Origin of the sequence: Streptomyces sp. NPDC055243, assembly GCF_044544025.1 — a bacterium.
In the GTDB taxonomy this organism is placed as follows: Bacteria; Actinomycetota; Actinomycetes; order Streptomycetales; family Streptomycetaceae; genus Streptomyces.
In genome coordinates this window covers 21,815-44,023 of record NZ_JBITWR010000008.1, presented here as the reverse complement: position 1 = coordinate 44,023, position 22,209 = coordinate 21,815, and the positions used below count along the sequence as shown (strand labels likewise).

General features: G+C 70.8%; 23 protein-coding genes. 11 read left to right on the top strand and 12 right to left on the bottom strand.

Annotated features, from left to right (window positions below):
• Nucleotides 1-20 precede the first annotated feature (20 nt).
• From ACIGXX_RS23290 to ACIGXX_RS23280, 3 genes are all read left to right on the top strand, one after another.
• The gene (locus tag ACIGXX_RS23290; RefSeq protein WP_399978316.1) at nucleotides 21-1,139 is read left to right on the top strand and encodes an FAD-dependent oxidoreductase; all 1,119 of its coding nucleotides are present in this window, start codon (nucleotides 21-23) and stop codon (nucleotides 1,137-1,139) included.
• Nucleotides 1,140-1,257: 118 nt separating this feature from the next.
• The gene (locus tag ACIGXX_RS23285; protein WP_399978313.1) at nucleotides 1,258-1,986 is read left to right on the top strand and encodes a DUF998 domain-containing protein; all 729 of its coding nucleotides are present in this window, start codon (nucleotides 1,258-1,260) and stop codon (nucleotides 1,984-1,986) included.
• A gap of 111 nt (nucleotides 1,987-2,097) precedes the next feature.
• Nucleotides 2,098-3,117, top strand: a complete 1,020-nt coding sequence (locus ACIGXX_RS23280) for a Gfo/Idh/MocA family protein (RefSeq protein WP_383826893.1) — start codon at nucleotides 2,098-2,100, stop codon at nucleotides 3,115-3,117.
• A 244-nt stretch (nucleotides 3,118-3,361) separates the two neighbouring features.
• Here ACIGXX_RS23280 and ACIGXX_RS23275 read toward each other — a convergent pair whose 3' ends face one another.
• Entirely contained in the window at nucleotides 3,362-4,354 is a 993-nt protein-coding gene (locus tag ACIGXX_RS23275; protein WP_399978309.1) for an NADP-dependent oxidoreductase, read from the bottom strand.
• A gap of 114 nt (nucleotides 4,355-4,468) precedes the next feature.
• On the opposite strand from ACIGXX_RS23275, the gene ACIGXX_RS23270 reads away from it, so the two are divergent.
• The 3 genes from ACIGXX_RS23270 (at nucleotide 4,469) to ACIGXX_RS23260 (ending at nucleotide 7,218) form a co-directional block, all read left to right on the top strand.
• Nucleotides 4,469-5,446: a helix-turn-helix domain-containing protein gene (locus ACIGXX_RS23270; protein WP_351168274.1), complete on the top strand. Its 978-nt coding sequence runs from the start codon at nucleotides 4,469-4,471 to the stop codon at nucleotides 5,444-5,446.
• 92 nt (nucleotides 5,447-5,538) lie between these two features.
• Nucleotides 5,539-6,210, top strand: coding sequence for a HEAT repeat domain-containing protein (locus ACIGXX_RS23265; RefSeq protein ID WP_366463256.1), 672 nt, complete (start codon nucleotides 5,539-5,541; stop codon nucleotides 6,208-6,210).
• A gap of 3 nt (nucleotides 6,211-6,213) precedes the next feature.
• Complete coding sequence (locus ACIGXX_RS23260; protein WP_399978305.1) at nucleotides 6,214-7,218, top strand: MerR family transcriptional regulator; 1,005 nt, start codon at nucleotides 6,214-6,216, stop codon at nucleotides 7,216-7,218.
• Between the two features lie 271 nt (nucleotides 7,219-7,489).
• On the opposite strand, the gene ACIGXX_RS23255 is transcribed toward ACIGXX_RS23260, so the two are convergent.
• A complete protein-coding gene (locus tag ACIGXX_RS23255; RefSeq protein ID WP_399978302.1) occupies nucleotides 7,490-7,624 on the bottom strand; it encodes a hypothetical protein in 135 nt (44 codons plus the stop codon).
• Between the two features lie 236 nt (nucleotides 7,625-7,860).
• Between ACIGXX_RS23255 and ACIGXX_RS23250 the strand changes: the two genes are divergently transcribed.
• The 3 genes from ACIGXX_RS23250 (at nucleotide 7,861) to ACIGXX_RS23240 (ending at nucleotide 10,347) form a co-directional block, all read left to right on the top strand.
• On the top strand, nucleotides 7,861-8,025 hold the full coding sequence (locus tag ACIGXX_RS23250; RefSeq protein WP_351168000.1) for a hypothetical protein: 165 nt from the start codon (nucleotides 7,861-7,863) through the stop codon (nucleotides 8,023-8,025).
• 194 nt (nucleotides 8,026-8,219) lie between these two features.
• The gene (locus ACIGXX_RS23245) at nucleotides 8,220-8,639 is read left to right on the top strand and encodes a GNAT family N-acetyltransferase (RefSeq protein WP_399978298.1); all 420 of its coding nucleotides are present in this window, start codon (nucleotides 8,220-8,222) and stop codon (nucleotides 8,637-8,639) included.
• Between the two features lie 352 nt (nucleotides 8,640-8,991).
• Entirely contained in the window at nucleotides 8,992-10,347 is a 1,356-nt protein-coding gene (locus ACIGXX_RS23240) for a TolB family protein (protein WP_399978296.1), read from the top strand.
• 10 nt (nucleotides 10,348-10,357) lie between these two features.
• Here ACIGXX_RS23240 and ACIGXX_RS23235 read toward each other — a convergent pair whose 3' ends face one another.
• The 3 genes from ACIGXX_RS23235 to ACIGXX_RS23225 all read right to left on the bottom strand — a co-directional run bounded on the left by ACIGXX_RS23235 (nucleotide 10,358) and on the right by ACIGXX_RS23225 (nucleotide 12,333).
• Nucleotides 10,358-10,942 (bottom strand): TerD family protein, encoded by a 585-nt coding sequence (locus tag ACIGXX_RS23235; RefSeq protein WP_351167994.1) that lies wholly within the window; start codon nucleotides 10,940-10,942, stop codon nucleotides 10,358-10,360.
• 106 nt (nucleotides 10,943-11,048) lie between these two features.
• A complete protein-coding gene (locus tag ACIGXX_RS23230) occupies nucleotides 11,049-11,624 on the bottom strand; it encodes a TerD family protein (protein WP_399978292.1) in 576 nt (191 codons plus the stop codon).
• A gap of 298 nt (nucleotides 11,625-11,922) precedes the next feature.
• Nucleotides 11,923-12,333, bottom strand: coding sequence for a VOC family protein (locus tag ACIGXX_RS23225; RefSeq protein ID WP_399978289.1), 411 nt, complete (start codon nucleotides 12,331-12,333; stop codon nucleotides 11,923-11,925).
• Nucleotides 12,334-12,496: 163 nt separating this feature from the next.
• Here ACIGXX_RS23225 and ACIGXX_RS23220 point away from each other — a divergent pair, with 163 nt between their 5' ends.
• Nucleotides 12,497-13,501 carry a helix-turn-helix transcriptional regulator gene (locus tag ACIGXX_RS23220; RefSeq protein WP_399978286.1) on the top strand — a complete coding sequence of 335 codons (1,005 nt, stop codon included), beginning with the start codon at nucleotides 12,497-12,499 and terminating at the stop codon, nucleotides 13,499-13,501.
• A gap of 110 nt (nucleotides 13,502-13,611) precedes the next feature.
• Here ACIGXX_RS23220 and ACIGXX_RS23215 read toward each other — a convergent pair whose 3' ends face one another.
• From ACIGXX_RS23215 to ACIGXX_RS23200, 4 genes are all read right to left on the bottom strand, one after another.
• Nucleotides 13,612-14,250, bottom strand: a complete 639-nt coding sequence (locus tag ACIGXX_RS23215) for a disulfide bond formation protein B (protein WP_399978282.1) — start codon at nucleotides 14,248-14,250, stop codon at nucleotides 13,612-13,614.
• Nucleotides 14,250-14,414: a DUF5993 family protein gene (locus ACIGXX_RS23210; RefSeq protein ID WP_361471074.1), complete on the bottom strand. Its 165-nt coding sequence runs from the start codon at nucleotides 14,412-14,414 to the stop codon at nucleotides 14,250-14,252. The genes ACIGXX_RS23215 and ACIGXX_RS23210 overlap by 1 nt, the downstream gene beginning before the upstream one ends.
• A 111-nt stretch (nucleotides 14,415-14,525) precedes the next feature.
• Complete coding sequence (locus tag ACIGXX_RS23205; protein ID WP_399978279.1) at nucleotides 14,526-14,978, bottom strand: hemerythrin domain-containing protein; 453 nt, start codon at nucleotides 14,976-14,978, stop codon at nucleotides 14,526-14,528.
• Between the two features lie 111 nt (nucleotides 14,979-15,089).
• Nucleotides 15,090-19,202 carry a molybdopterin-dependent oxidoreductase gene (locus ACIGXX_RS23200; RefSeq protein WP_399978955.1) on the bottom strand — a complete coding sequence of 1,371 codons (4,113 nt, stop codon included), beginning with the start codon at nucleotides 19,200-19,202 and terminating at the stop codon, nucleotides 15,090-15,092.
• A 267-nt stretch (nucleotides 19,203-19,469) separates the two neighbouring features.
• Between ACIGXX_RS23200 and ACIGXX_RS23195 the strand changes: the two genes are divergently transcribed.
• Nucleotides 19,470-20,003 carry a hypothetical protein gene (locus ACIGXX_RS23195; RefSeq protein WP_351167978.1) on the top strand — a complete coding sequence of 178 codons (534 nt, stop codon included), beginning with the start codon at nucleotides 19,470-19,472 and terminating at the stop codon, nucleotides 20,001-20,003.
• A 37-nt stretch (nucleotides 20,004-20,040) separates the two neighbouring features.
• Here the strand turns inward: ACIGXX_RS23195 and ACIGXX_RS23190 are convergent, their stop codons facing one another.
• The 3 genes from ACIGXX_RS23190 to ACIGXX_RS23180 all read right to left on the bottom strand — a co-directional run bounded on the left by ACIGXX_RS23190 (nucleotide 20,041) and on the right by ACIGXX_RS23180 (nucleotide 22,047).
• Nucleotides 20,041-20,826 (bottom strand): class I SAM-dependent methyltransferase, encoded by a 786-nt coding sequence (locus tag ACIGXX_RS23190; protein WP_399978274.1) that lies wholly within the window; start codon nucleotides 20,824-20,826, stop codon nucleotides 20,041-20,043.
• Nucleotides 20,827-21,044: 218 nt separating this feature from the next.
• The gene (locus ACIGXX_RS23185) at nucleotides 21,045-21,314 is read right to left on the bottom strand and encodes a hypothetical protein (protein WP_399978952.1); all 270 of its coding nucleotides are present in this window, start codon (nucleotides 21,312-21,314) and stop codon (nucleotides 21,045-21,047) included.
• The gene (locus ACIGXX_RS23180) at nucleotides 21,205-22,047 is read right to left on the bottom strand and encodes a DMT family transporter (protein ID WP_399978271.1); all 843 of its coding nucleotides are present in this window, start codon (nucleotides 22,045-22,047) and stop codon (nucleotides 21,205-21,207) included. The genes ACIGXX_RS23185 and ACIGXX_RS23180 overlap by 110 nt, the downstream gene beginning before the upstream one ends.
• Between the last annotated feature and the right edge of the window lie 162 nt (nucleotides 22,048-22,209).

Here is a 22,209-nt window from a genome sequence, read left to right as displayed (position 1 = left end):
ACGACATTCAAGGAGTCACCATGACCACGCACGTCACGATCATCGGCGCAGGGCTCGGAGGGCTGACCCTCGCCCGCGTCCTGCACGTCCACGGCATACCGGCGACGGTCTACGAGGCGGAGGCCTCGCCGACGGCGCGTTCGCAGGGCGGGATGCTCGACATCCACGAGGACAACGGCCAGCCGGCGCTCCAGGCGGCGGACCTGATGGACGCGTTCCGCGGCCTCGTCCTGGAGGGCCGCGAGGCAACACGGATCCTTGCCGCGGACGGGACCGTTCTGTACGACGACGACAGCACGCGCGGACGCCCCGAGGTACTGCGCGGCGAACTGCGCCGGATGCTGCTCGACTCACTCCCGGCCGGCACCGTCCGGTGGGGCCACAAGGTCAGCGGCGTCCGCGCCCTCGGCGAGGGCCGCCACGAGGTGACCTTCGCCGACGGCAGCACCGCGACCACGAGCCTGCTGGTGGGCGCGGACGGCGCGTGGTCACGGGTCAGGCCGCTGCTCTCCACCGCCACACCCGAGTACATCGGCAGATCGTTCGTCGAGACCTACCTCTTCGACGCCGACACCCGGCACCCGGCCACCGCGAAGGCGGTCGGCGGCGGATCACTGTTCACGCTCGCACCGGGGAAGGGCATCCAGGCTCACCGGGAGAACGGCGGAACCCTGCACACCTACGTGGCGCTCACCAAGCCGCAGGACTGGTTCGCCGCCATCGACTTCACCGACCCCGCTGCGGCCGCCGCGCGGATCGCCCAGGAGTTCGCGGGCTGGGCCCCGGAACTCACCGCGCTGATCACCGACGGCGAGACCCCTCCGGTCCTGCGCACCCTCAACGCCCTTCCCGTCGACCACCGGTGGGACCGGGTGCCGGGAGTGACCCTGCTCGGCGACGCCGCCCACCTCGCGGCCCCCAACGGCGAGGGCGCCAACCTGGCCATGTACGACGGCGCGGAACTCGGCAAGGCCCTGGCCGAGCACCCCGACGCCATCGAGACCGCGCTCACCGCATACGAACAGGACCTGTTTCCCCGCAGCGCCGCGGCCGCCACCGACGGAGCCGACCTCCACGAACTGCTCTTCGGCGACGAGGCACCCCACAGCCTGGTCAACATGTTCACCGGACACGCGTAGCCCCGAACCAGGCATTCGCCGCCGTGCGGGCCTCGGGTTCAACGCGGGGGTTGCCCCCACCCCGCCCCGGGGGATCGTCGGAGTGCCCCAGGCCGGCGCTTCATGATCCGCTGTACGCATGGAAATTGAGCGGACCAAGCGCGAGAAGTTGATGGCACGCATCGGGTGCGTGGCGTGGATCGTGGGTGTTGTGCAGTTCTTTGTCATCCATGGGATCGCGCAGTCGGCGTGGGCGAAACCGTACAGCTGGGCACGCTTCAACATCAGCGACCTGGGCAACGCCCACTGCGCCCGGCAGGCGGAGCCCGAACCGCGTTACGTCTGCTCGCCCGAACACGACCTGATGAACGCGGCGTTCATCGTCCTGGGCGCTCTGCTCGTCATGGGCGTCATCCTGACCGGCGCTTCTCTGTGGCGCAGAGGATTCGTCGCGGTCACGGCCCGGGTGCTGCTGGCCGGTGCCGGAGTGGGGTTCGTCATGGCGGGCCTCGCCCCCGCCGACGTGAACGAGAACCAGCACGTCCTGGGCGCCCTGCTCATCATGGCGCTGGGCAACATCGGCCTCTTCCTGGCGGGACTTGGCTCCTCGGCCGCCGTTCCTCGTGTGCTGCGCCGCGCGACCAGTGTGCTGGGCCTTGTCGCACTCGTGGCCCTGGGGCTCTTCCTCTCCCACCAGTACCTCGGACTCGGCATGGGCGGCATGGAGAGGGTGGCCGCATTTCCCATCCTGGCGTGGGCGCTGGCGGTCGGCACCCTCGGCCTGATCCGCCCGACATCGAGCACACCGAGCACACCGACCCGGCACGCCCTCGCTGCGAGGTCTCCCGCACTCTCCTCAGCCGAGTGAGCGAGTGAGAATGACGGCCCTGCCGACGTTGACGCTGAAGCGGAATGAGGGTTCTCTCGCTGGAGACGAGGTGCGGGAACGTCCCGTACCGGAAGGGGAGACATCCCAGTCATGCCATCTCAGCGAGGACTCGGTGTGGCCGTCGTCGGCACCGGGAAGATGGGCGCCGACCATGTGCGCCGGCTCCATGACGTCATCAGCGGAGCGCGGGTGGCGGCCGTCGTCGACATCGAGGCGGACCGGGCGAAGGCCCTCGCCGACGCGATCGACGGGTGCACGGCCTACACCGAACCGGCGGCCGCCCTGGCGGCCGACGACGTGGATGCCGTACTCATCGCCTCTCCCGGACCTGCCCACGAGGCGGTCCTGATCGAGGCCCTCGGCCGCGATCTGCCGGTGCTGTGCGAGAAGCCGATGACCCCGGATGCGGAGTCGGCCCTGCGGGTCGTGGAAGCGGAGCAGAGTCACGGGCGCCGCCGCATCCAGGTGGGCTTCATGCGGCGCTTCGACACCGAGTACGCCAAGCTCAAAAGGCTTCTGGACAGCGGCGAGTTGGGTGCGGCGCTGATGCTGCACCAACGGCACCGCAACCTGGACATGCCACCGGGGTTCACCGACGCGATGCTCATCACCAGCTCCGTCGCGCACGAGGTGGACGCCACCCGCTGGCTGCTCGGCCAGGAGATCACGGCGGTCACCGTGCACAAACCCGCCGCGTCGTCGCTGGCCCCTGCCGGAATGAGCGACCCTCAGCTCGTTCTCTTCGAGACCTCGGCGGGCGCGCTCGTCGACGTCGAGATCTTCGGCCACTGCGGTTACGGCTACCAAGTGCAGGCCGAGGCGGTCTGCGAGCGGGGCACCGTGCGCATCGGGGACGAACCAGGGCCCCGGGTGAGCGCCGACGGCCGCTGGGGAGGCCGCGTCCCTCCGGACTACATCGAGCGTTTCGAGGACGCCTACGACCGCGAGGTGCAGGCCTGGGTGGACGCCACCCGCCGGGGCGAGACCACCGGAGCGGATGCCTGGGACGGCTATGCCGCCGCGGTCGTCTGCGGGGCGGGCCTGGTGTCCCAGCGGGAGGGCGGACGGGTCGAGGTCGCGCTGGTCGAGCGGCCCGCCCTCTACCGGTAGTCCAGGAGCAGGTAGCCCTGGGCCGCCTTCAGGCGGTGCAGGCCCGCGATGAGCCGCTCCTGGTAGGTGGCTGCGGGTTCGTGGAGCAGGGGCCGACCTCCCCGCTGCCGTAGGGGTGCCGGGGGCCGTGGGTATCGCCGAGCCGGAGGTCGACCGGGCTTCGAACGACGGACGGAGCGCCGACGGCGAGGCCAGACGAGCACGCCCCCGGCCGATGGGTCGGCCGGGGGCACCGTCGCGGAGCCTACGGGCGGACCGTGAGCACCAGCTTCCCCGTGACGCGGCCCGTCTCGCCCTGCGCGTGCGCCTTGGCCGCATCAGCGAGCGGGTACGTGTCCGAGACGTGGACCCGCAGCTGTCCGGACTCGGCGAGCGCCGCGACCGCCGCCATGCCCGCCTGGTCGTGCTCCACCAGCATGTCCGTGGCCCGCACGCCCAACTCGGCGGCGCGCGCGCTCACTTCACCGAAGTTGCCCGGCAGGATCGACACCAGGATGCCGCCCGGCCGCAGTACCTCCAGGGAGCGCAACCGGTCCTCGCCGCCCAGCGGGTCGAGGACCACGTCGATGTCGCGGGCCTCCTTCACGAAGTCGGCGCCGCGGTAGTCGATGACCTCGTCCGCGCCCAGGCCGCGCACGAAGTCGTGCTTGGCGGCGGAGGCCGTGCCGATGACGTACGCGCCGCGCGCCTTGGCGATCTGCACCGCGACATGGCCCACGCCACCGGCCGCCGCATGCACCAACACCCGCTGCCCCGCCTCCACATGGGCGTTGTCGACGAGGGCCTGCCAGGCGGTCAGCGCCACCAGCGGCAGCGCGCCCGCCTCGATGTGGCTCAGCCCGGCGGGCCTGGGCACGAACGCGCGGGTGGGCCCGGTGACGTACTCGGCGTGCGAACCGGCCCCGTACGGGTAGGGCAGCATGCCGAACACCTCGTCGCCCGGCTTGAACAGCGAGACGCCGATGCCGACCGCCTCGACGACGCCCGACACGTCCCAGCCGAGCGTGAACGGCGGCTCGCCCAGGAAGGCGCCGAACCGGCGGTGCTTCCAGTCGGTCGGGTTCACCCCCGCCGCGTGCACGGCTACGAGGATCTGGCCGACACCGGGCTCGGGGCGCGCGACGTCGACCTCCTGCAGGACGTCGGGGTCGCCCAGGGCGACCTGGCGAATGGCCTTCATGGTCGGCTCGGTCGAGGGGGTCGGCTCTGCGGACTGAGAAGCGGTGTTCTTGGTCATGGCTCAAGACTGCGGCACGGGCCTGACCTGGGCAATGGCAAGATAGCCATTCAGCGATAGAATCGTGCCATGGCCTCGACGCAATCCTCGACGGAATTCCCGACGCGATCCTCGATGCAATTCCTCGCCGCCCGCCCGCACCGCGTGGTCGTCCTCGCACTCGACGGCGTCTACCCCTTCGAGCTGGGCATCCCGAACCGCGTCTTCACGCTGGTCCCCGGGGCCTACGAGGTGGTGACCTGCGCGGCGACGGACGATCGCACGGTGCGGACCGACGCCGACTTCACCATCACCGTCGGGCACGGCCCCGAAGCGCTGGAGAGCGCGGACACGGTGGTCCTGCCGCCCTACGACCTGCGGCTCATCACCGCCGAGCTGTCGCAGCCGGTGCGCGACGCGCTCGCCCGGATCAGGCCCGGCACCCGCTTCGTGTCCATCTGCACGGGAGCCTTCACGCTCGCCGCGGCCGGCCTGCTCGACGGGCGGCCCGCCACCACGCACTGGGCGCTCGCGGACCACTTCCGCAAGATGTTCCCCCATGTCGCCCTGGACCCGGACGTGTTGTTCGTCGACGACGGCGACGTACTCACCTCGGCGGGGGCCGCGTCCGGAGTCGACGTATGCCTGCACGTGGTGCGCGCCGACCACGGCAGCGCGATCGCCAACCGCGTCGCCCGGCACTGCGTCGTGCCACCGTGGCGGGAGGGCGGCCAGGCCCAGTACATCGAACAGCCGATACCCGACGAGGGCGCCACCGGCACCGCCGCCACCCGCGCCTGGGCCCTGGAACACCTCGACCGACCGCTCGCCCTGCGCGAACTGGCCGCCCACGCCCGCATGAGCCCCCGCACCTTCGCGCGCCGCTTCCAGGAGGAGACGGGCACGAGCCCCGGCCGGTGGCTGATCCAGCAACGGGTGCACCGGGCCCGGCACCTGCTGGAGTCCAGCGACCTGCCGGTCGACCGGATCGCGGCGGAGGTCGGCTTCGCCACCGGTACGTCCCTGCGCCAGCACTTGCATGCCGCCATCGGAGTGTCGCCGCAGGCGTACCGCAAGACGTTCCAGGCGGGGGCGGTGGCCGTCGGGGAGTGAATCTCCACCGAAGTGACCGGTGCCCGCCCAGGGACCTGTTTGACCTTGACACGGTGACAAGGCCTTCACTCCTTGCCAAGGAGGTGGTCTCGATGACGACCACAAGACAGGACCCGAATGCGATACGCGCACTCCAAGGGCTGGAGGACGACCGTTCCTCCGTACGGCTGCGGGCCGCTCTCGCGGTCGGCACGACGCCCGACCCGGGCTTCGTCGACAAACTCATCGAGCGGTGCGCACTCGAGCCCGAGTTCTACGTACGCGACATGCTGACCTGGGCCCTCACCCGCCACCCGGCGCCCGTGACGCTTCCCGTACTGCTCCGCGAAGTCCGCTCGCGGCACTCGCAAGCGCGCAGCCAGGCGCTGCACACGCTGTCCAAGATCGGCGACCGGCAGGCGTGGCCGGCCATCACCCGGGCGCTGTTGTCCGACGCCGACGACGAGGTGGCACGCAGCGCCTGGCGGGCCGCGGTAGTGCTCGTGCCACAAGGCGAGGAGTCCGCGCTGGCAGCGGTGTTGGCGACACAGCTCGGTCGCGGCGGGCGGCAGACACAGCTGAGCCTCAGCCGGGCGCTGGTCGCCCTGGGCGAAGAGAGTGTGGCGGCACTGCATGCTGCGACGATGGCGTCTGACCCACGCATGCGGACGCACGCACTCGCCACCGAACGGCTGCTGCGCGAGCCGGACACCGGGTTCGAGTTCGCCGTCGAGGAGGCGAAGCGCGTCGTGGCCCTGGGCGGGTCCGGACAGGAGGGACGATAGGGCGTGTTGATCGGTGAGGTGGCGCGACGGTCCGGGGTCAGCGCCCGCATGCTCCGGCACTACGAGTCGCTCGGTCTGGTGCGTCCATCGGGCCGTACCGGCTCCGGCTACCGGGAGTACTCCGGGGAGGACATCCGCCGGATCTTCCACATCGAGAGCCTGCGGACGCTGGGCCTGTCGCTGCGAGAGATCGGGCGCGCGCTCGACGACCCCGGCTTCGCGCCCTCGGCACTCGTCGGCGACCTCATCCAGCAGTCACGCGCACGCATCGCGGCGGAGACCGAACTGCTCACGCGGCTGCGCCGGATCGACGCCGCGGAACCGAGCGGCTGGGAGGACGTCCTCCAGGTCGTCGCGCTCCTCCAGGCGCTGGGGTCGAAGAGCGCCGACGCGCGTCAGCGCGCGGCCCTCTCCTCGGTCGACGACGTTCCGGTACCGGTGGAGGCCCTGGTCGAGGCGGCACTGAGCGAGAAGGAGCCGAACGTCGCCGGCGCCCTTCGATGGGCGCTGGCGCGATCGGGCGACGGCGGCACGGCACTGCTCGCGGAGGGGCTCGGCTCACCGGTGAGCGCGGTACGGAAGCGTGCGGTCCAGTCCCTCGCCGAGCTGCCCGGAGCTGAGGCCGCCGCGCACCTGCGGGACGCGCTGGGGAACCCCGATGCCGTGGTCCGTGGGTACGCGGCCCTGGCATCGGGGTTCCGTGGAGTGGCCGAAGCGGTCCCGACGCTCATCGAGATGATCGTGGAGGGCAGGAACGACACCGATGCCGCCGATGCGCTGAGCGTGCTGGCGAGCGACACGGCGACGTCGGAGGAGATCGCGACCGAGCTCGTCGACCGCCTCGCCCACGGCGCCACTGAGGAGCCCGCACGCGGACGGCTGACCCAGGCCCTGGCGGGCGTGCCGGGGACGACGGCCTCACGTGCCCTCGTGGAGCTGTCGCAGGACGCCGACCGTGCCGTGGCGCTGACTGCGGCGTACCTGCTGCGGCTGCGCGACGCACAGTGACGGACGGTCTTCGACTGGGATTCCCCCGGGGACGACGGGGCCCACGATTGTCCATGTCCATGTCCATGTCCATGTCCATGTCCGGGTCCGTGTGCCTGTTCAGGTGCTGCTCGCTCGTGCCGAGCGGAGTTGAGCGCGCAGGGCAGCCAGGCGGGCGCGGTCTTCAGGCGTGGCAAGGCCGGCGCCCAGGGTGAGGAGCGACAGGAGCCGCACCGGGCGCACGGCTGCGGCCGCGGCCTCGAGCTGTGGTGACCGTCGAGGAGGAAGTGCGTCAGGCCCCAGTGCAGACCACGAGCACCCTGCGCCCCGGCCCGCCTCCGGTCTCCCGCTGCTCCGCCTCAAAGCGCACCCTCGCTTCGGCGGCCCGGACACCGAGGCTGCGCGGCTCGCCCAATGTGATCAGCATGGGCCCAACGTATGCGACGCCAAGGGGAGTTGCGGAGTTGTCGCCGCCGCGGACGCGGTTCGCGCGACCACGACCGTAGGGCCGGAGGCTGGGTAGGGCCGGAGGCCTGATCGGGCCGGTCGGGCGCCGCCGAATAAGGCCCCGGAGGTACTTGTATGGGCCAGCTTTCGAAGGTGGGGTTGCACTGGATCTGTTACTGCACGCAATGGTGCGTGCACCGAAAGTAAGGAACGAACATGGGTAACCGCCAGTCCCCCCAGGACAAGAACCGCGCCCGTCGCAACCAGGAGCGCAACGCTCAGAAGCCCCGGCGGCAGGACGAGCAGACCGACGTCGAGAGGACCGAGAGGAACCAGCGCCCTGAGCCCGGTGCCAAGCCGGGCGGCGACATGGACTTCTAGGGCTGGCGGGCCCTGACCGCAGCGCCTCACCTGACCTCTGACGAGGCGGTGGGGCGCTGCGGCTGTCCGGGGGTGATCCACGGGTGGTCCATGGGTGATCCCATGGGCGCATGCTGCTTCCGCCCTCGCCGCATCCGGCGGGCGGCGCGCGTTCGTCCGTGTGGCATGGCACTGACAGGGGCGAGGTTGCCGCCATGACGGGACTCGGCCCCGTCGCCTGGCCGCCTGCCCCGATGAGGACCGAGAGGCTGGTCGGGTTCGATCGGCGCGACGCAGAGCGTCCTGGGCACGTGCGACCCGATGCCGCGGAGGCCGAACTCGGCTACCTGTTCCTGCCGGAGGCGTGGGGATGCGGGTACGCCGCCGAGCCATGCGCGGCGGTACGCGACTGGTTCGCCGACACATTCCCCGGCGAGCCGGTGGTGCTCTGCACCCGGAGCGCCGACGACCGCGCGATGCGCCTCGCGGCGAAGCCGGGATTCACCGAGGGGAGCGGTTCGAGGAGCTTCGAGGAGTACGGCGCCGAGCAGCGGTTCGGCGTGTGGTCCTCGCTTCCGTACGGCCCTGCGGACCGGGGCCGCAGCGCAGCGACGATGGTTGCCCTTTCCGCGTGAGTACGGCACAAAAGTCCGCCGAAGCGTCCTGACCCGCTGATGCAACCGACGCATCCGCACCGCGGAGGGCACGCGACACATTGACCCCCGGCGTTTCCCGGTGTTCGCTCGCCTGCGGTGCACCTGGTCATGACCGATCGCCGTAGTGGCTGATGGCCGGGGTGTCCGGCGCGAGCATGCGTTCTTGCGCGGCCGAGCCGGCCGACTTGCTCGCACCGGCCGGGGGCAGAGCCCCCGGGGGACGCCGCAGGGGGACAGCACGCGGGGATCGACACGCTCTGCCATGCCCTCCTCCTTCCGCGCGGGCCCGGACGGCACATGGAGACCGACCGCTGTCGACACAGGAGGAACGATGACCGTTCATCAGCGCGTGACGGCCGCCGGCGCCGCGCTCGCCGCCCTCTGCGCCGTGACCGTACTTTCACCCGCGGGCGCGTCCGCCGCCCCTGCCGCCGCGCCGCGCACCGAGCGGGTGAGCGTCGGCCCGGCAGGCGCCCAGGGCAACGCCGCTTCCACGAACCCCGCCATCAGCGCGGACGGCCGCTACGTGGCGTTCGTCTCCGCATCCCGGAACCTGGTCGCCAACGACACCAACGGCACGCCCGACGCCTTCGTCCGCGATCTGCGCACCGGGACGACGGAACGCGTCAGCGTCAAGAGCAACGGCAAGGCGAGCCACGGTGTCGTACGGGAGGTCGCGCTCAGTCCCGACGGGCGGTACGTGGTCTTCACCTCCACCGCCGACGATCTCGTGAACGGCGACCCCAACGACCTCGACGACGTCTTCCTGCACGACCGCGACACCGGCAAGACCCAACGGATCAGCCCCACCGGCGCCTCCTACGAAGGGCTGCGCACCAACCTGACGTACGACCCCGCGGTCAGCAGCGACGGCCGCTACGTCGCCTACGCGTCGGGCGCCGAGGATCTCGTCGCGGGGGACGCCAACAAGCGGGACGACGTCTTCCTCTACGACCGCAAGAAGAAGACCACGGAGCTGGCACAGCTCTCCAGCGCGGGACAGCAGGGCGAAGGCGACGCGTTCGCCCCGGCGTTCGCGGGCGACTCCGGCGGCCGGTACCTCGCCTTCACCTCCAACGCCTCCAACCTGACCGAGGAGGAAGACCACGCCTCCGCCACGGACATCTTCCTGCGCGACCGCGACAAGGGCACCACGGAACTCATCAGCATCCCGCACAGCTACAACCGCAAGACCCCGTCCTGGGACGCCGCCCTCAGCGGGGACGCCCGCTACGTGGCGTTCACCTCGGCCTCCCGGTCGCTCGGTCCCGAGGGGCCGGCCCCCACCAGCTCGCACAACGTCTTCCTCTACGACCGCGAGACGAAGCGCATGCGGCTGGTCAGTGCCGCCCCGGACGGCACACCGGCCAATGGGGACAGCGGCGGCGTCTCGCTGAGCCGGGACGGGCGCTACGCGGCGTTCACCTCCGCTGCCTCCAACCTCGCCCCTGAAGAGGACGGGGACAGCAGCGCGGACGTCTTCCTGCGGGACATGCAGACGGGGGAGGTGCGCCTGATCAGCGGTGAGAGCGAGCCGGTGTCCGAGGACACCGAGCCCGGGTCGCGGACCGGCGTCAGCGACGAGGGCGGCGCGGTGGTGTTCGACTCCCCGGCGGGCAACCTCGTACCCGACGACACCAACGGCGTGGCCGATGTCTTCCTGCGCCGGCTGGATCAGCTGAGCTGACGCAAGGCGCCTACAGGTGGGGGATGATCGCGGGGAGCAGGTCCTGGAAGGTGCGGCCGGACGCCGGTTCGCCGATGGCGGCCATCTGCCAACCGCTGCCGGAGCGGTGGACCTTGGCCATGATCTGGGCGGTGTTTTTGCTGCCGCCGGTGAGCGTGTAGCGGGCGAGCTCCTGGCCGGTCTGCTCGTCGATGAGACGGCAGTAGGCATTCTGGACCTCTTCGAAGGTCTGCCCGGTGAAGGAGTTGACGGTGAAGACGATCTGGTCGATGTGCACCGGGACGCGCTGCAGGTCGACGACGATGGATTCGTCGTCGCCCTGCCCGGTGCCCCCGACGAGGTTGTCGCCGCTGTGCTGGACCGAGCCGTCCTTGCTGGTGAGCTGCTGGAAGAAGACGACGTCGGCGACCTCCTTGCCGGCGACGAGCACGGCGGAGGCGTCGAGGTCGATCTCACGGTTCCCGGTCAGTTTGGCGAGGAAGCCCTTGCGCGGGGCGGCCTGCCAGCCGAGCCCCATGCGTACGACGCTCAAGGCGCCGCCGTCGGACTTGCTGAGGCTGATCTGCTGGCCCTTGGACAGGTTCACCGATGACATGTGCGGCCGCCTTGGCTCGGAGAGGGAGAGGGAGAGGGAGGGGGAGGGGGAGGGGGAGGGGGAGGAGGGAGAGGGAGAAGGAGCAACGCGGAGACCTGCGACGGACTCAGACGTCGACGCCGAAGTCGGAGGCGATGCCGGACAGGCCGGAGGCGTAACCCTGGCCCACGGCACGGAACTTCCACTCCTCGCCGTTTCGGTAGAGCTCGCCGAAGACCATCGCGGTCTCGATGGCGGCGTCCTCGGACAGGTCGTAGCGGGCGAGTTCGGCGCCACCGTCCTGGTTGACGACCCGGATGAACGCATTGCGCACCTGGCCGAAGCTGTGCCCGCGGCTCTCGGCGTCATGGATGGACACCGGGAAGACGATTTTCGAGACCTCGGCGGGCACGGTCGCGAGGTTCACCTTGACGATCTCGTCGTCGCCTTCCCCCTCGCCGGTGAGGTTGTCACCGGTGTGTTCGACCGAACCGTCCGGGCTCTTGAGGTTGTTGTAGAAGATGAAGTGCTGGCTGGAGGGGACCTTGCCGGACTCGTCCACCAGCAGGGCGGACGCGTCGAGGTCGTAGTCGGTGCCGGTGGTGGTCCGCACATCCCAGCCCAGACCGACCAGCACGGCCGTCAGCCCCGGGGCCTCCTTGCTGAGCGAGACATTGCCACCCTTGGCCAGAGAAACGCCCACTGCTCTCCTCCTCCGTCTCCGTGTCACCGGTTCGGGCCCGCAGCACGGGACCCGCCAAGAATCTACAGCACTGTAGAGGTGGAGGGGGTACGGCGCGGCGGACAACGAGGGTGAATCAGCCAGGCCTGGCGGCGAGTTGAGGATGCCGCCGGTCGGTTCGCGTCGGGGGCGAGTGAACGCCGGCCGAGCAGGAGAGGAGAGCGGTCGCGCGGCTGGAGATTCGCGCGCGGGCGGTGCTGTCCGATCCCATGCGGCCTGGCGTCCAACTCGTCCGTCACCGAGGTGACTTCGTGGTCGATCAGGCTTGCTGCTGAGTGATGTTGACCATCCAGGTGATCCCGAACCGGTCCACGAGCGTGCCGGCCTCGTCACCCCACGCCTGCTTCTCCAGAGGCATGATCACAGTCCCGTCGGTGGCCAACTGCTCGAAATGGGACCGGAGTTCGCCGCCGTCGCCGCCGAGGTAGACCGAAATGTTGTTGCCCGGCTGGTAGGGCACCCTTTCCGGCACGTCCCAAGCCATCAGTGTGTATCCGTCCGGGGTGTCGAGCCGGGCATGCATGATCTTGTCGGCGTCGGGAGAGTCCGGTGCGCCGAAATCCGCGACCGAGCCGATCTCCAGCTTGCCGCCGAAGACCTCCTGGTAGAACTCCATCGCCTGCCGCGCGTTCCCGTCGTAACTGATGTACGGGTTGAGTTGAGACCCCACCGGATTCTCCTTCGTGTGAGTGAATTGCCGGGTTCGGCCCAGCGGTAGCTGCGTGCGTGGCCCGGACCGTGGAAGTGGCCGCTCAGGCTCTCCGAGGGGCACTCCGTGGAGCCTCCCAGCAAATCGCGACACCCTGTGTCACGTATTCCTCTACCGTTCTCGCATGCGCGCCGATCGGTTGGTCTCTCTGGTTCTGCTGCTGCGCCAGCGCGGTCGGCTGTCGGCGACCGCGCTCGCCCGCGAGCTGGAGGTGTCCACCCGCACCGTGCTGCGTGACATCGAGGCGCTGTCCGCCGCCGGCGTGCCGGTCTACGCCGAACGCGGCCGGCACGGCGGGTTCGCGTTGCAGCCCGGTTTCCGGACCGAGCTCATCGGCCTGAACCACGAGGAGGCACTCGCCCTGCTGGTCGCCGGATCACGGCGCGGCGCCCAGGCGTTCGGTCTCGGCTCGGCGCTCGCTTCGGCCATGCTCAAGGTGGTGGACGCGCTGCCCGAAAGCCATCGGGACACCGTGGCAGGCGTGGCCGAGCGATTGCTCATCGACCCTGAGGCCGACCTCCTCTCGCGTCGGCTGGTCGCCGAGGAGGTGCCCGACCCCATCGCGGCCGAGGTCCGGCGCGCGGTGTTCGCCGGACACAAGCTGCGCATCCACTACGCGGCGGTGGACCGGACGGCGACCTGGCGCACGGTGGACCCGATCGGCCTGGTGACCGTGCGCGACCAGGGCTACTTGCTGGCCACGAGATCCGGCGAGGACCGCACCTACCGGCTGTCGCGGATCGTGGCCGCCAAGGAACTCGCCGAACCCGCACAGCGACCGGACCGGGTCGACCTGGACCGGGCCTGGCAGGAACGCAGCACGCGGTTTCGCACCGGTGGCGACCAAGTCACCGCGCTGGTACGGGTGGCCCCTTCGCTGCGGGAGGACCTGGTGGGCACCGCACTGGCCGTTCTCGCGGAAGAAGCCGAAGACGCCGGAGCCGAAGAAGCCGAAGGAGCGGACACAGATGGCTGGTTGCGGCTGGAGGTGACCTTCCAGGATGCGCGGCACGCCGAATGGGCGCTGTGGCAACTCGCCACCCAAGCGGAGGTCCTGGCCCCGCAGTGGCTGCGCACCGCCCTGCGCGACCGAGCCGCCGAGGTCGCCACCCGCTATGCGGCGTCCTGAGCGCCGAAGACGTTCTTGAAGCGACGTTCTCTCAGCGGTAGGTGTCCTGCCGTGGCGGTCAGTCGGCCCGGCACGCTGGTCAACGTGGTCGGGGGCGCCCTCCCGCTCGCTCAGTCCAGGATTCCGACGTCGTAGAAGAAGCGGTAGCGGTCCGGGTCGTCCGGCAGGAACCAGTGGAAGCCCTCCAGGAGGAAGACCGCGACCAGGTTCACCGCGATCACCAGGGTGAGGAAGCCGAGCACGATCCGGTCCGCCGTCCCGTACACCCCCGACGTAGGCACCGAGGCGGCGGCCGTCGAGTGGGCGAAGGACATCACGATGCCGATCGCCACCACCGAGGCCATGAACAGGATCCAGGCCCACACGTACATGTGCAGACCGAGCACCGGCGCCCCGTAGCCCTTGTCGCCCGGCAGGATGTGCAGCATCGTCTGGCGCCAGGACGCGAAGCCGCCGCACATCACCGCGACCAGAGCAAGACCCCAGCCCGTCATGTAGTCGCGGCCCGTGATCGTGCCGGTCATGCCCCGGCGCACGATGTACGCCGCCGCCAGCGCGGCGAGCAGCATGAACATGCGCTGCACCATGCACAGCGGGCAGGGATAGTCCCAGTCGAGGAACTGCACGCCGAGCCCGCCGCAGACCACTCCGGTCCAGCCGACGGCGAAGAAGCAGGCGAACCAGTACTGGACCTTGCCGAGGGCGGGGGAGCGGTCGGTGTCCGGCCGCGGGGCGGTCAGGGTGCTCATCAGTAGCTCAGCCCCAGCTTGAGGCTGCTGGTGATGTGGTGCGCGAGGAGGAGGATCGTGAGCACGAGCACGATCCACCAGGCGCCGAGCAGTACGGCCCGGGAGCGCTGGCGGTGGAGCGCGTACAGCGTGGCCAGGAGGCCGCCGAAGATGAGGGTGTCCATGGCCGCGGAAGCTATCGGGGGCGAGGACCGCACGGCGGCAGGGCGGCCGGGACGCGCCACCGGTCCACGGGAAGGGACCAACGCCCGCGCCCCACCTGCGCCCCGAGACGCTCAGGCAGGATGCGCCTCGCGCCAGGCCACCATCGACAGGTTCCACTCGTCGCCGTCGAGTGCGGTGAGCGAGGCCGGGAACAGGCCGTCCTCCTCCTTGGCGATGTGCCGGTGCAGTTCGTCGACGGCTTCGATCAGCGTGCGCACGTCGCCGGGGTCCGCCAGGTCGAGCGCGGGCAACAGGGCGGCCAGCTCGCGGTGTTCGCGCTCCAGGTGCGCGATGTAGTCCGCGTACTCGGAATCCTTGCGCATCACCGCGAACAGGCCGTTCTCCTCGCCCCGCCAGTGGGAGTCCAGCTCGCGGGCCATGACGTCCACGAGGGCGCGTGCGCGGACCGGGTCGCCCCGCTCCAGGGCGCGGACCGCATCTCCCGCGGCGTTTGTGACCCGCTCGTGCTCGGCGATGAACTCCTTGATCAGAGGGATCTCTCGGCAACCGCAGTAGTGGCACATGCAGGTGTTTCTAGGCCAGGGCCAGGGTCTTGGCCGGGACGCCACGCGCGCGGGGCGGCCGGTGTCACCCTGCACCTGCGGGGCACGCACAGGCCGCGCACCCGCGGCGGATCAGTACACGTCGCGGACGTAGCGCTTGTCGGCGGCGAGCTGCTTGACGTACGCGGTGGCCCCCTCCTCGTCGAGGCCGCCGTGGGCCGTGGCGATGTCGCGCAGGGCCCGGTCGACGTCCTTGGCCATGCGCGAGGCGTCGCCGCACACATAGAAGTGCGCCCCGTCCTGGAGCCAGGACCACAGTTGGGGGCCGTGCTCCCGCATCCGGTCCTGGACGTAGACCTTGGCGCGCTGGTCGCGGGAGAAGGCGGTGTCCAGGCGGTTGAGGGTGCCGTCGGCGAGCAAGGCGGTCAGCTCGTCCTCGTAGTAGAAGTCGGTGGCCCGGTGCTGCTCGCCGAACAGCAGCCAGTTGGGCGCGCGGTGACCCAGTGCCCGACGCTCGTGGAGGAAGCCGATGAAGGGGGCGATGCCGGTGCCGGGACCCACCATGACCATGGGGGTGGCGGGGTCGGCCGGCGGCCGGAACTTCGGGGAGGGCCGGACGAAGACCGGCACCGGCATGTCGGGGTCCGCGTCGGCGAGGAAGGGCGAGCAGACCCCCTGGCGCGGCCGTCCCGCCGGGTTCTCGTAGCGGACGACGGAGACCGTCAGCGAGACGAGGTGGGGATCGGTGAGCGGGCTGGACGATATGGAGTACAGGCGGGGCTGCAAGGGCTTGAGCACCTGGGCCCACTCCTGGGCTGCCGCGCGGACGGGATGCTCGGCGATCACGTCGACGGCCTGACGGCCCCAGGACCACTTGGCCAGTTCGTCCTTGTTGTCAGGGCGCAGCAGCTTCTTCAGGACGCGGTCGTGAGTGCGGTCGGTGACGAAACGCAGCAGGTCACCGGTGACGCGGGTGATGTCCAGATGCCGGTGCAGGGCCTCGTGGAAGGGCACAGCGCCGGGGGCGCCCAGCTCCACGGCGGCCGCCGGGTCCAGGCCGGTGGTGGCCAGCCATTCGCCGACCAGGGCAGGGGCGTTGACGGGGCGTACGCCCAGGGCGTCGCCGGCCGCGTAGACCAGCGGGGTCTCGCTGTCGCGGGCGTCGAAGGTGAAGCGGCGGACCTCCTTGCCGGCGCCGGGCAGGCTCAGCAGCTCATTGCCGGTGAGGCGGGCGGTGACGGGGGTCGGCCGTCGCGGCCGGTATGCGGGAGCGGAAGCAGGAGCAGGAGGAGAGGCGGCGGGTGCGAGCGCCGGGGCCGTCCGCGCATCGGCCGTCCGCGCATCGTCGGCCAGCGAGGTCAGCACCTGGTCGAGCCAGGCCGTGGCCGAGGGCTCGTAGTCGGGTTCGCAGTCCGTCCGTGGGGCGAGCCGCACCGCGCCCAGGGTGTCCAGGCGCTGGTCGAGACGGCGGCCGTGACCGCAGAAGTCGGCGTAGGAGGAGTCGCCGAAGGCGAGGACCGCATACCGTACGCCGTCCAGGCGGGGCGTGTCAGGTGCGGCCAGGGCGTCCCAGAAGCCGGAGCCGTTGTCGGGGGCGTCGCCGTCGCCGAAGGTACTGGTGATCAACAGGACGTCGGCGCCGGTGGGCAGTTGTCCGGGGTGCACGTCGTCCATGCCGACGAGGGTGGCCTTGTGACCGGTGCTGGTGAGCCGGTCGGCGGTGGCCACCGCGAACTCCTCGGCGTTGCCGGTCTGCGAGGCCCACAGGACCACGACCTCCCGCACGGGCCCGGCCGCGGCGGCGGAGGCGGTCGGCGCGGAGGCCGTCACCGTAGGGGCCGTGGGCGTGCCCGGGGCGGAGCGCGAGTACATGCCGGCCAGCACACCGTTGACCCACAGCGCGTGCTCGGGGCTGAACGGGGCGTTCAGCGGCAGCACCGGCACACCAGGAGTACCCGACTCGATCCCGGCCAGGAACCCGACCAGATACTGGCGCTCGTGCTCGGCCAGGACGGGCGGCGGTGCCGGATCAAGCCCGAAGGCCCCCGCGGGCCCGTCACCGAGGACAGCCGGTGCAGCCGTCCCTGCGGCGATCGCGTCCACCACGGTCCCGGGGCGGGTCTCCGCCGCGCCCGGCGGAGCGCTCGCCACGGACACGGGAGTCGCCACCTTCGTCAGCGACACCGCGCAGACCTTGAACTCCGGCTGGAAGGAGAGCGGATCGACGGCATCACTGGTGACGGCGTTGACACTCAGGTACTCGCCGAACAGGTCGTTCCAGTGGAAGGGAGCGAAACAGCAGCCCGGCCGCACCCGGTCGGTCAGCACGGCGGGCAGCACCGCCCGGCCGCGCCGCGACGCGACCTCCACCGAGTCGCCAGCGGCGATGCCCAGCGCGGTGGCATCGTGCGGGTGCAGCTCCACGAACGGCCCGGGGTTGAGCTTGTTGAGCTTGGCGACCTTGCCCGTCTTGGTGAGGGTGTGCCACTGATGCTGCAGCCGCCCGGTGTTCAGCACATACGGGTAGTCGTCGTCGGGCATCTCGGCGGCCGGGATGTGCGGGCGGGCGTAGAACACCGCCCGGCCGCTCGCCGTGGGGAAGACCGGACCGCCGCCGTCCTCGTCCACGTAGCGGATCGGGTTGCGGTCGGGGCCGTCCTCGCTCCCGGCCGGCCACTGCACCGGCGTGGACCGCAGCCGCTCATAGGTCACGCCCCGCAGGTCCCAGCCGGTCTTCGGGTTCCTTGCCCGCTTGATCTCCTCGAAGACCTCTTCCGCGCTGCCGTACGAGAACCCCTGCTCGTAGCCCATCGCCCGCGCGACGGCGGCGATGATCCGCCAGTCCGCCATCGCCTCCCCGGGCGGGTCCGCCGCGGGCCGCGCGAGCGTGAGGTTGCGCTCGCTGTTGACCAGGACGCCCTCGCTCTCGGTCCACAGCGCGCCAGGCAGCACGACATCCGCGTACGCAGTCGTCTCGGTCTCGGTGAACACGTCCTGGGCGACGACGAACTCGGCCCGCTCCAGGCCCTCGATGACGGTCTTGCGGTTGGCCACCGAGGCCACGGGGTTGGTGCAGATGATCCAGCACGCCTTGATGTCCCCGTCGGCCATCTTCCGGAACATCTCGACCGTGCCCTGGCCCACCCCGTCCTTGCGGAGCGTGCCCGCAGGCAGCTCCCACAGCTCCTCGACGAAGGCGCGCTCCTCGTCGACGAGGACCGACCGCTGGCCGGGCAGGCCGGGACCCATGTAGCCCATCTCCCGGCCGCCCATGGCGTTGGGCTGGCCGGTCAGCGAGAACGGGCCCGAGCCGGGGCGGCAGATCGCGCCCGTCGCCAGATGCAGATTGATCAGCGCGTTGGTGTTCCACGTGCCGTGCGTGGACTGGTTGAGGCCCATGGTCCAGCAGCTCATCCACTGCCCGGCCTCGCCGATGAGGCGGGCCGCCGCTCGGATGTCGTCCTCCGGGATTCCGGTGATCTCGGCGACCGTGGCGGGCGGGTAGTCGGCCAGGAACTCCGGCATCGCCTCCCAGCCCTCGGTGTGCGCGGCGATGAACGCGGGGTCGGTGTGACCGTTCGCGTACAGCAGGTGCAGCAGGCCGTTGAGCAGCGCCAGGTCCGTCCCGGGCCGGACCGGCAGGAACAGGTCCGCCTTGTCGGCGGTCGCGCTGCGGCGCGGGTCGACGACGATCAGCTTGGCGCCGCCCGTCTTGACCCGGTCCATCATCCGCAGGAAGAGGATGGGGTGGCAGTCGGCCATGTTGGAGCCGATGACGAAGAAGACGTCCGCCCGCTCGAAGTCCTGGTACGAGCCGGGCGGCCCGTCCGCGCCGAGCGAGAGTTTGTAACCGGTGCCGGCGCTGGCCATGCACAGCCGCGAGTTCGACTCGATCTGGTTCGTGCGGATGAAGCCCTTGGCGAGTTTGTTCGCCAGGTACTGGGCCTCCAGGCTCATCTGCCCGGACACGTAGAAGGCGAAGGCGTCGGGTCCGTGCTCGTCGATCACCGATCGCAGCCGGCGCGCCGTCTCGGCGATCGCGGTGTCCATCGGGGCGGGTGCGGCCTGCGCCCCGCGTTCGGGGCGCACGAGAGCGGTGGCCAGCCGCCCCGGGGCAGCCAGCATGTCGGCCGTGGTGGCGCCCTTGGTGCACAGGCGGCCGAAGTTGGCGGGGTGGGCCTTGTCGCCGGACGCCTTGAGGACCGTGCGCCGCCCGTCGGGGCCCCTGCCGATGTCGAGCAGCATCCCGCAGCCCACACCGCAGTACGAGCAGACCGTCCGCACCTGCGTGGGGGGTGTCGTCACGGGCCGCGACCCCTTCTGTCGGCGTGATCGGATCTTCCTCCACCGACGTTACGAAGTGATCATTGCGCGGTTGTCACACACCCCGCTCACCTTGGGTTACGCCCTCCACACACCCGTGCTCCCCGGCATGTGAGGCACGGATCGAGGCCAGGAGCACCTTCGGTCAACACCCCACGTGGGCTTACGCGTTAGGTCAAAATGACAACCATGGACGCAGGCCTGGCGGCGGTACTGGGCGCGGCGGTGGGAGCCCTCGGGACAGGGGGAGCGGCAGTGCTCGCCGCGTGGTGGAGTGCCACCGCGCAGGAGAGGCAGGCCCACCGCCAGATCCGCTTCGAGCACTTACGCGACCGGCGCGAGCCTCGCAGCCGGGCCTACGCCGAAGTCGTCGCGCAGATCCAGAGAATGGGCAGGCGACTGGACCAGGTCAACGAGCGGGACAGAGCCCGTGATCTGGACCTCGACGGCTTTCCACAAGAGATCGACAAACTGGCTGATCTCTGCGCACGCGTGGCGGTGGAGGGCCCGGCGCCGATCGCCGACCAGGCCCAGCGGATCCTGGTACTGACGCGAATGGCCTTCAGCGCCGCATCTGACCTGCTCACCGTGCCGGTGGACGAGATCGACGAGCACGAAGAGGACCTGTGGCGAAGCCGCGACGCGGCGGGAGACCTCAACGCGGAGCTTGGCCGGTTCCTGGAACTCGCCCGGCTGGCGCTGGACGACGCCGGAAGCTGCTGACCACCGCCGGTCACCCGCACCCCCACGACACGCAAGCTCACGCGCCCGAAGCGGGGGCGGAGCGCAGAAGGACGAGAGATCCGTCGTAGGTCGGCCGACCGCGCAGGTGGCCGAAGGCCTCGTCCCAGGCGCCGGAGCCCAGGGCCCGGCGCAGGGAGATGTCGAAGTCCTGGCGTGCGCGGTCGTCGATGAAGCTCCAGGCCGATCCGGCTTGGCGGGCGGCGGGGTTCAGGAGAAGCTCGGGCCGGCCGTAGTACGCCTCGTTGAAGCCGTCGGTGCAGTCCAGCGGTACGGGGACGGGCTGGACGGTGGTGGTGCCGAGCGCGGTCGTGAGCCGGTCCAGGGAGGGGTAGCGGCGGGCCTCGGTCTCCAGGACGTCAGGTGCGTACTCGTAGAGCCAGAAGTCGCGCACACGGGCGGGGTCACAGGTCAGGACGGCGACGGGGCCGCGTGTCACGCGCCGCATCTCGCGCAGCCCGGCTTCGAGGTCCGACCACTGGTGGACGCTGAAGAGGGCCGTCGCCGCGTCGAACTGCCCGTCGGCGAAGGGGAGATCTTCGGCAACGGCGTCGATGGCGGTGGCGAGCTGGGCCGGACGCCGGGCGCGCATGGCCAGGGAGGCTTCGACCGCGGTGATCGTGCGCGCTGTGGTCTCGTACGAGCCGGTGCCAGCGCCGACGTTGAGGACGGTGCACGCATCACCGAGGGCTCGGGCGACGAAGTGGGCGATGCGCTCGTCGGGACGGCGAAGGGAGGCGTACGAAGGGCCGACGGTGCGGTCATCGATGTCGCCGGCGCTGTCGTGGTGGGTGCGCATGACCATGGGGGGACCTCGCGTTTCGGACCTGGCCGGAGCTGCGGTATCCGCACCCGCACCCCGAACAACGCCTCCCATCTTGCATCTGCCGCATGAAATCGCATAGCGGCATGGCAAATGCTTGGCTGATCAGCCAAAGGGTGTGGCGCGTGCGTCCTTGCTTTTGGAGGTTGTGTCGGCGCAGCACGGCCGACGTGGCATCAGGCGAGGCGGCTGCGCCGTCGCTAGACCGCGCCCGGGCCGTCCACTCGCTCCGAAGCGGCGGCACGTGTCACGCCGCTCGAAGCGACGACGCGCCCCGTCCGCCCGCCCGAGAGCGCCGCGACCGCGACCGCCGCGAGGGCGAGCGCGACGCCTGCGACAGTGGCCGCCGTGACCTGTGTATCACCGTGCGGCAGCAGGAGGTCGAGGGCGAGCGACCCGACCAACTGACCGGTGATCGTGCACAGTCCGAGCAGCAGGACGCCGAGCTTCTGGACCGCGGCGACCGCGATGGTGATGAAGGAGATGCCGACCAGGCCACCGAGATAGACGTACGGCTCGGTCGGCAGGCGGGAGGGAAGCCCCACGGCCGGCATGCACCAGGAAGATCACACTCAACGCGCCGGTACCGGCGACGAAGTTGAAGAACGTCCCCGCGTACGCGGACCCGGCGGCGTTCTTCACATGCCCGTTGACCGCCTGCTGCCAACTCACGCACACGCCCGCCACCAGCGGCAGCAACAGCATCAAGTACGGGAACCCGCCGCCCAGCTTGTCCGCCATCGACAGGCCCACGGCCGCGAGCACGAGCACCGCCCCGACGACCCTGCGCCGCGTGGGCCGCTGCGGTCCGGCAGGCCCGAGGCCCATCCGGTCGAAGAGCAGCCCGCCGGTGACCTGGCCCGCGACGATCGCGACCGTGAACAGCGCGACCCCCAGTGCCCCGACGGTCAGCCCCTGCGCGAGCAGGAAGGCCGCTCCGCCGAAGCCGCCCAGCACCTGCCACCACCTGAGCCGCCTCGCGCGTACGTCCGCGAGCACCAGGCCGACCCCGCGGCGCGGCTTGCGCAGCACCAGCAGGCCGAGCGTCAACACCACGAACCCCGAGCCGAAGGAGATCACCGCGGCGGCGAATCCGTCGCCGCCGAGCCCGGCGGCGAGCTCGCCGGTGATACGCGCTTGCAGGGATATCAGGGTGCCGGAGAAGACGGCGAGAAGCAGCCAGGGAGCTGCGGCGGCGGGCATGTGCGTACGACCTCGAGGCGGGTATTGACGGTGGGGATGAAGAGGCCCCGGGGGCATCCGGGGAAAGACGGCCGGGCCCACCTTTCTAACCGATCGGCCCGCTGCCGGGCAGGTCGGGCCGGATGACGAGACGGCCGAGGCCCGCTTGCGGCGGGCACGGGC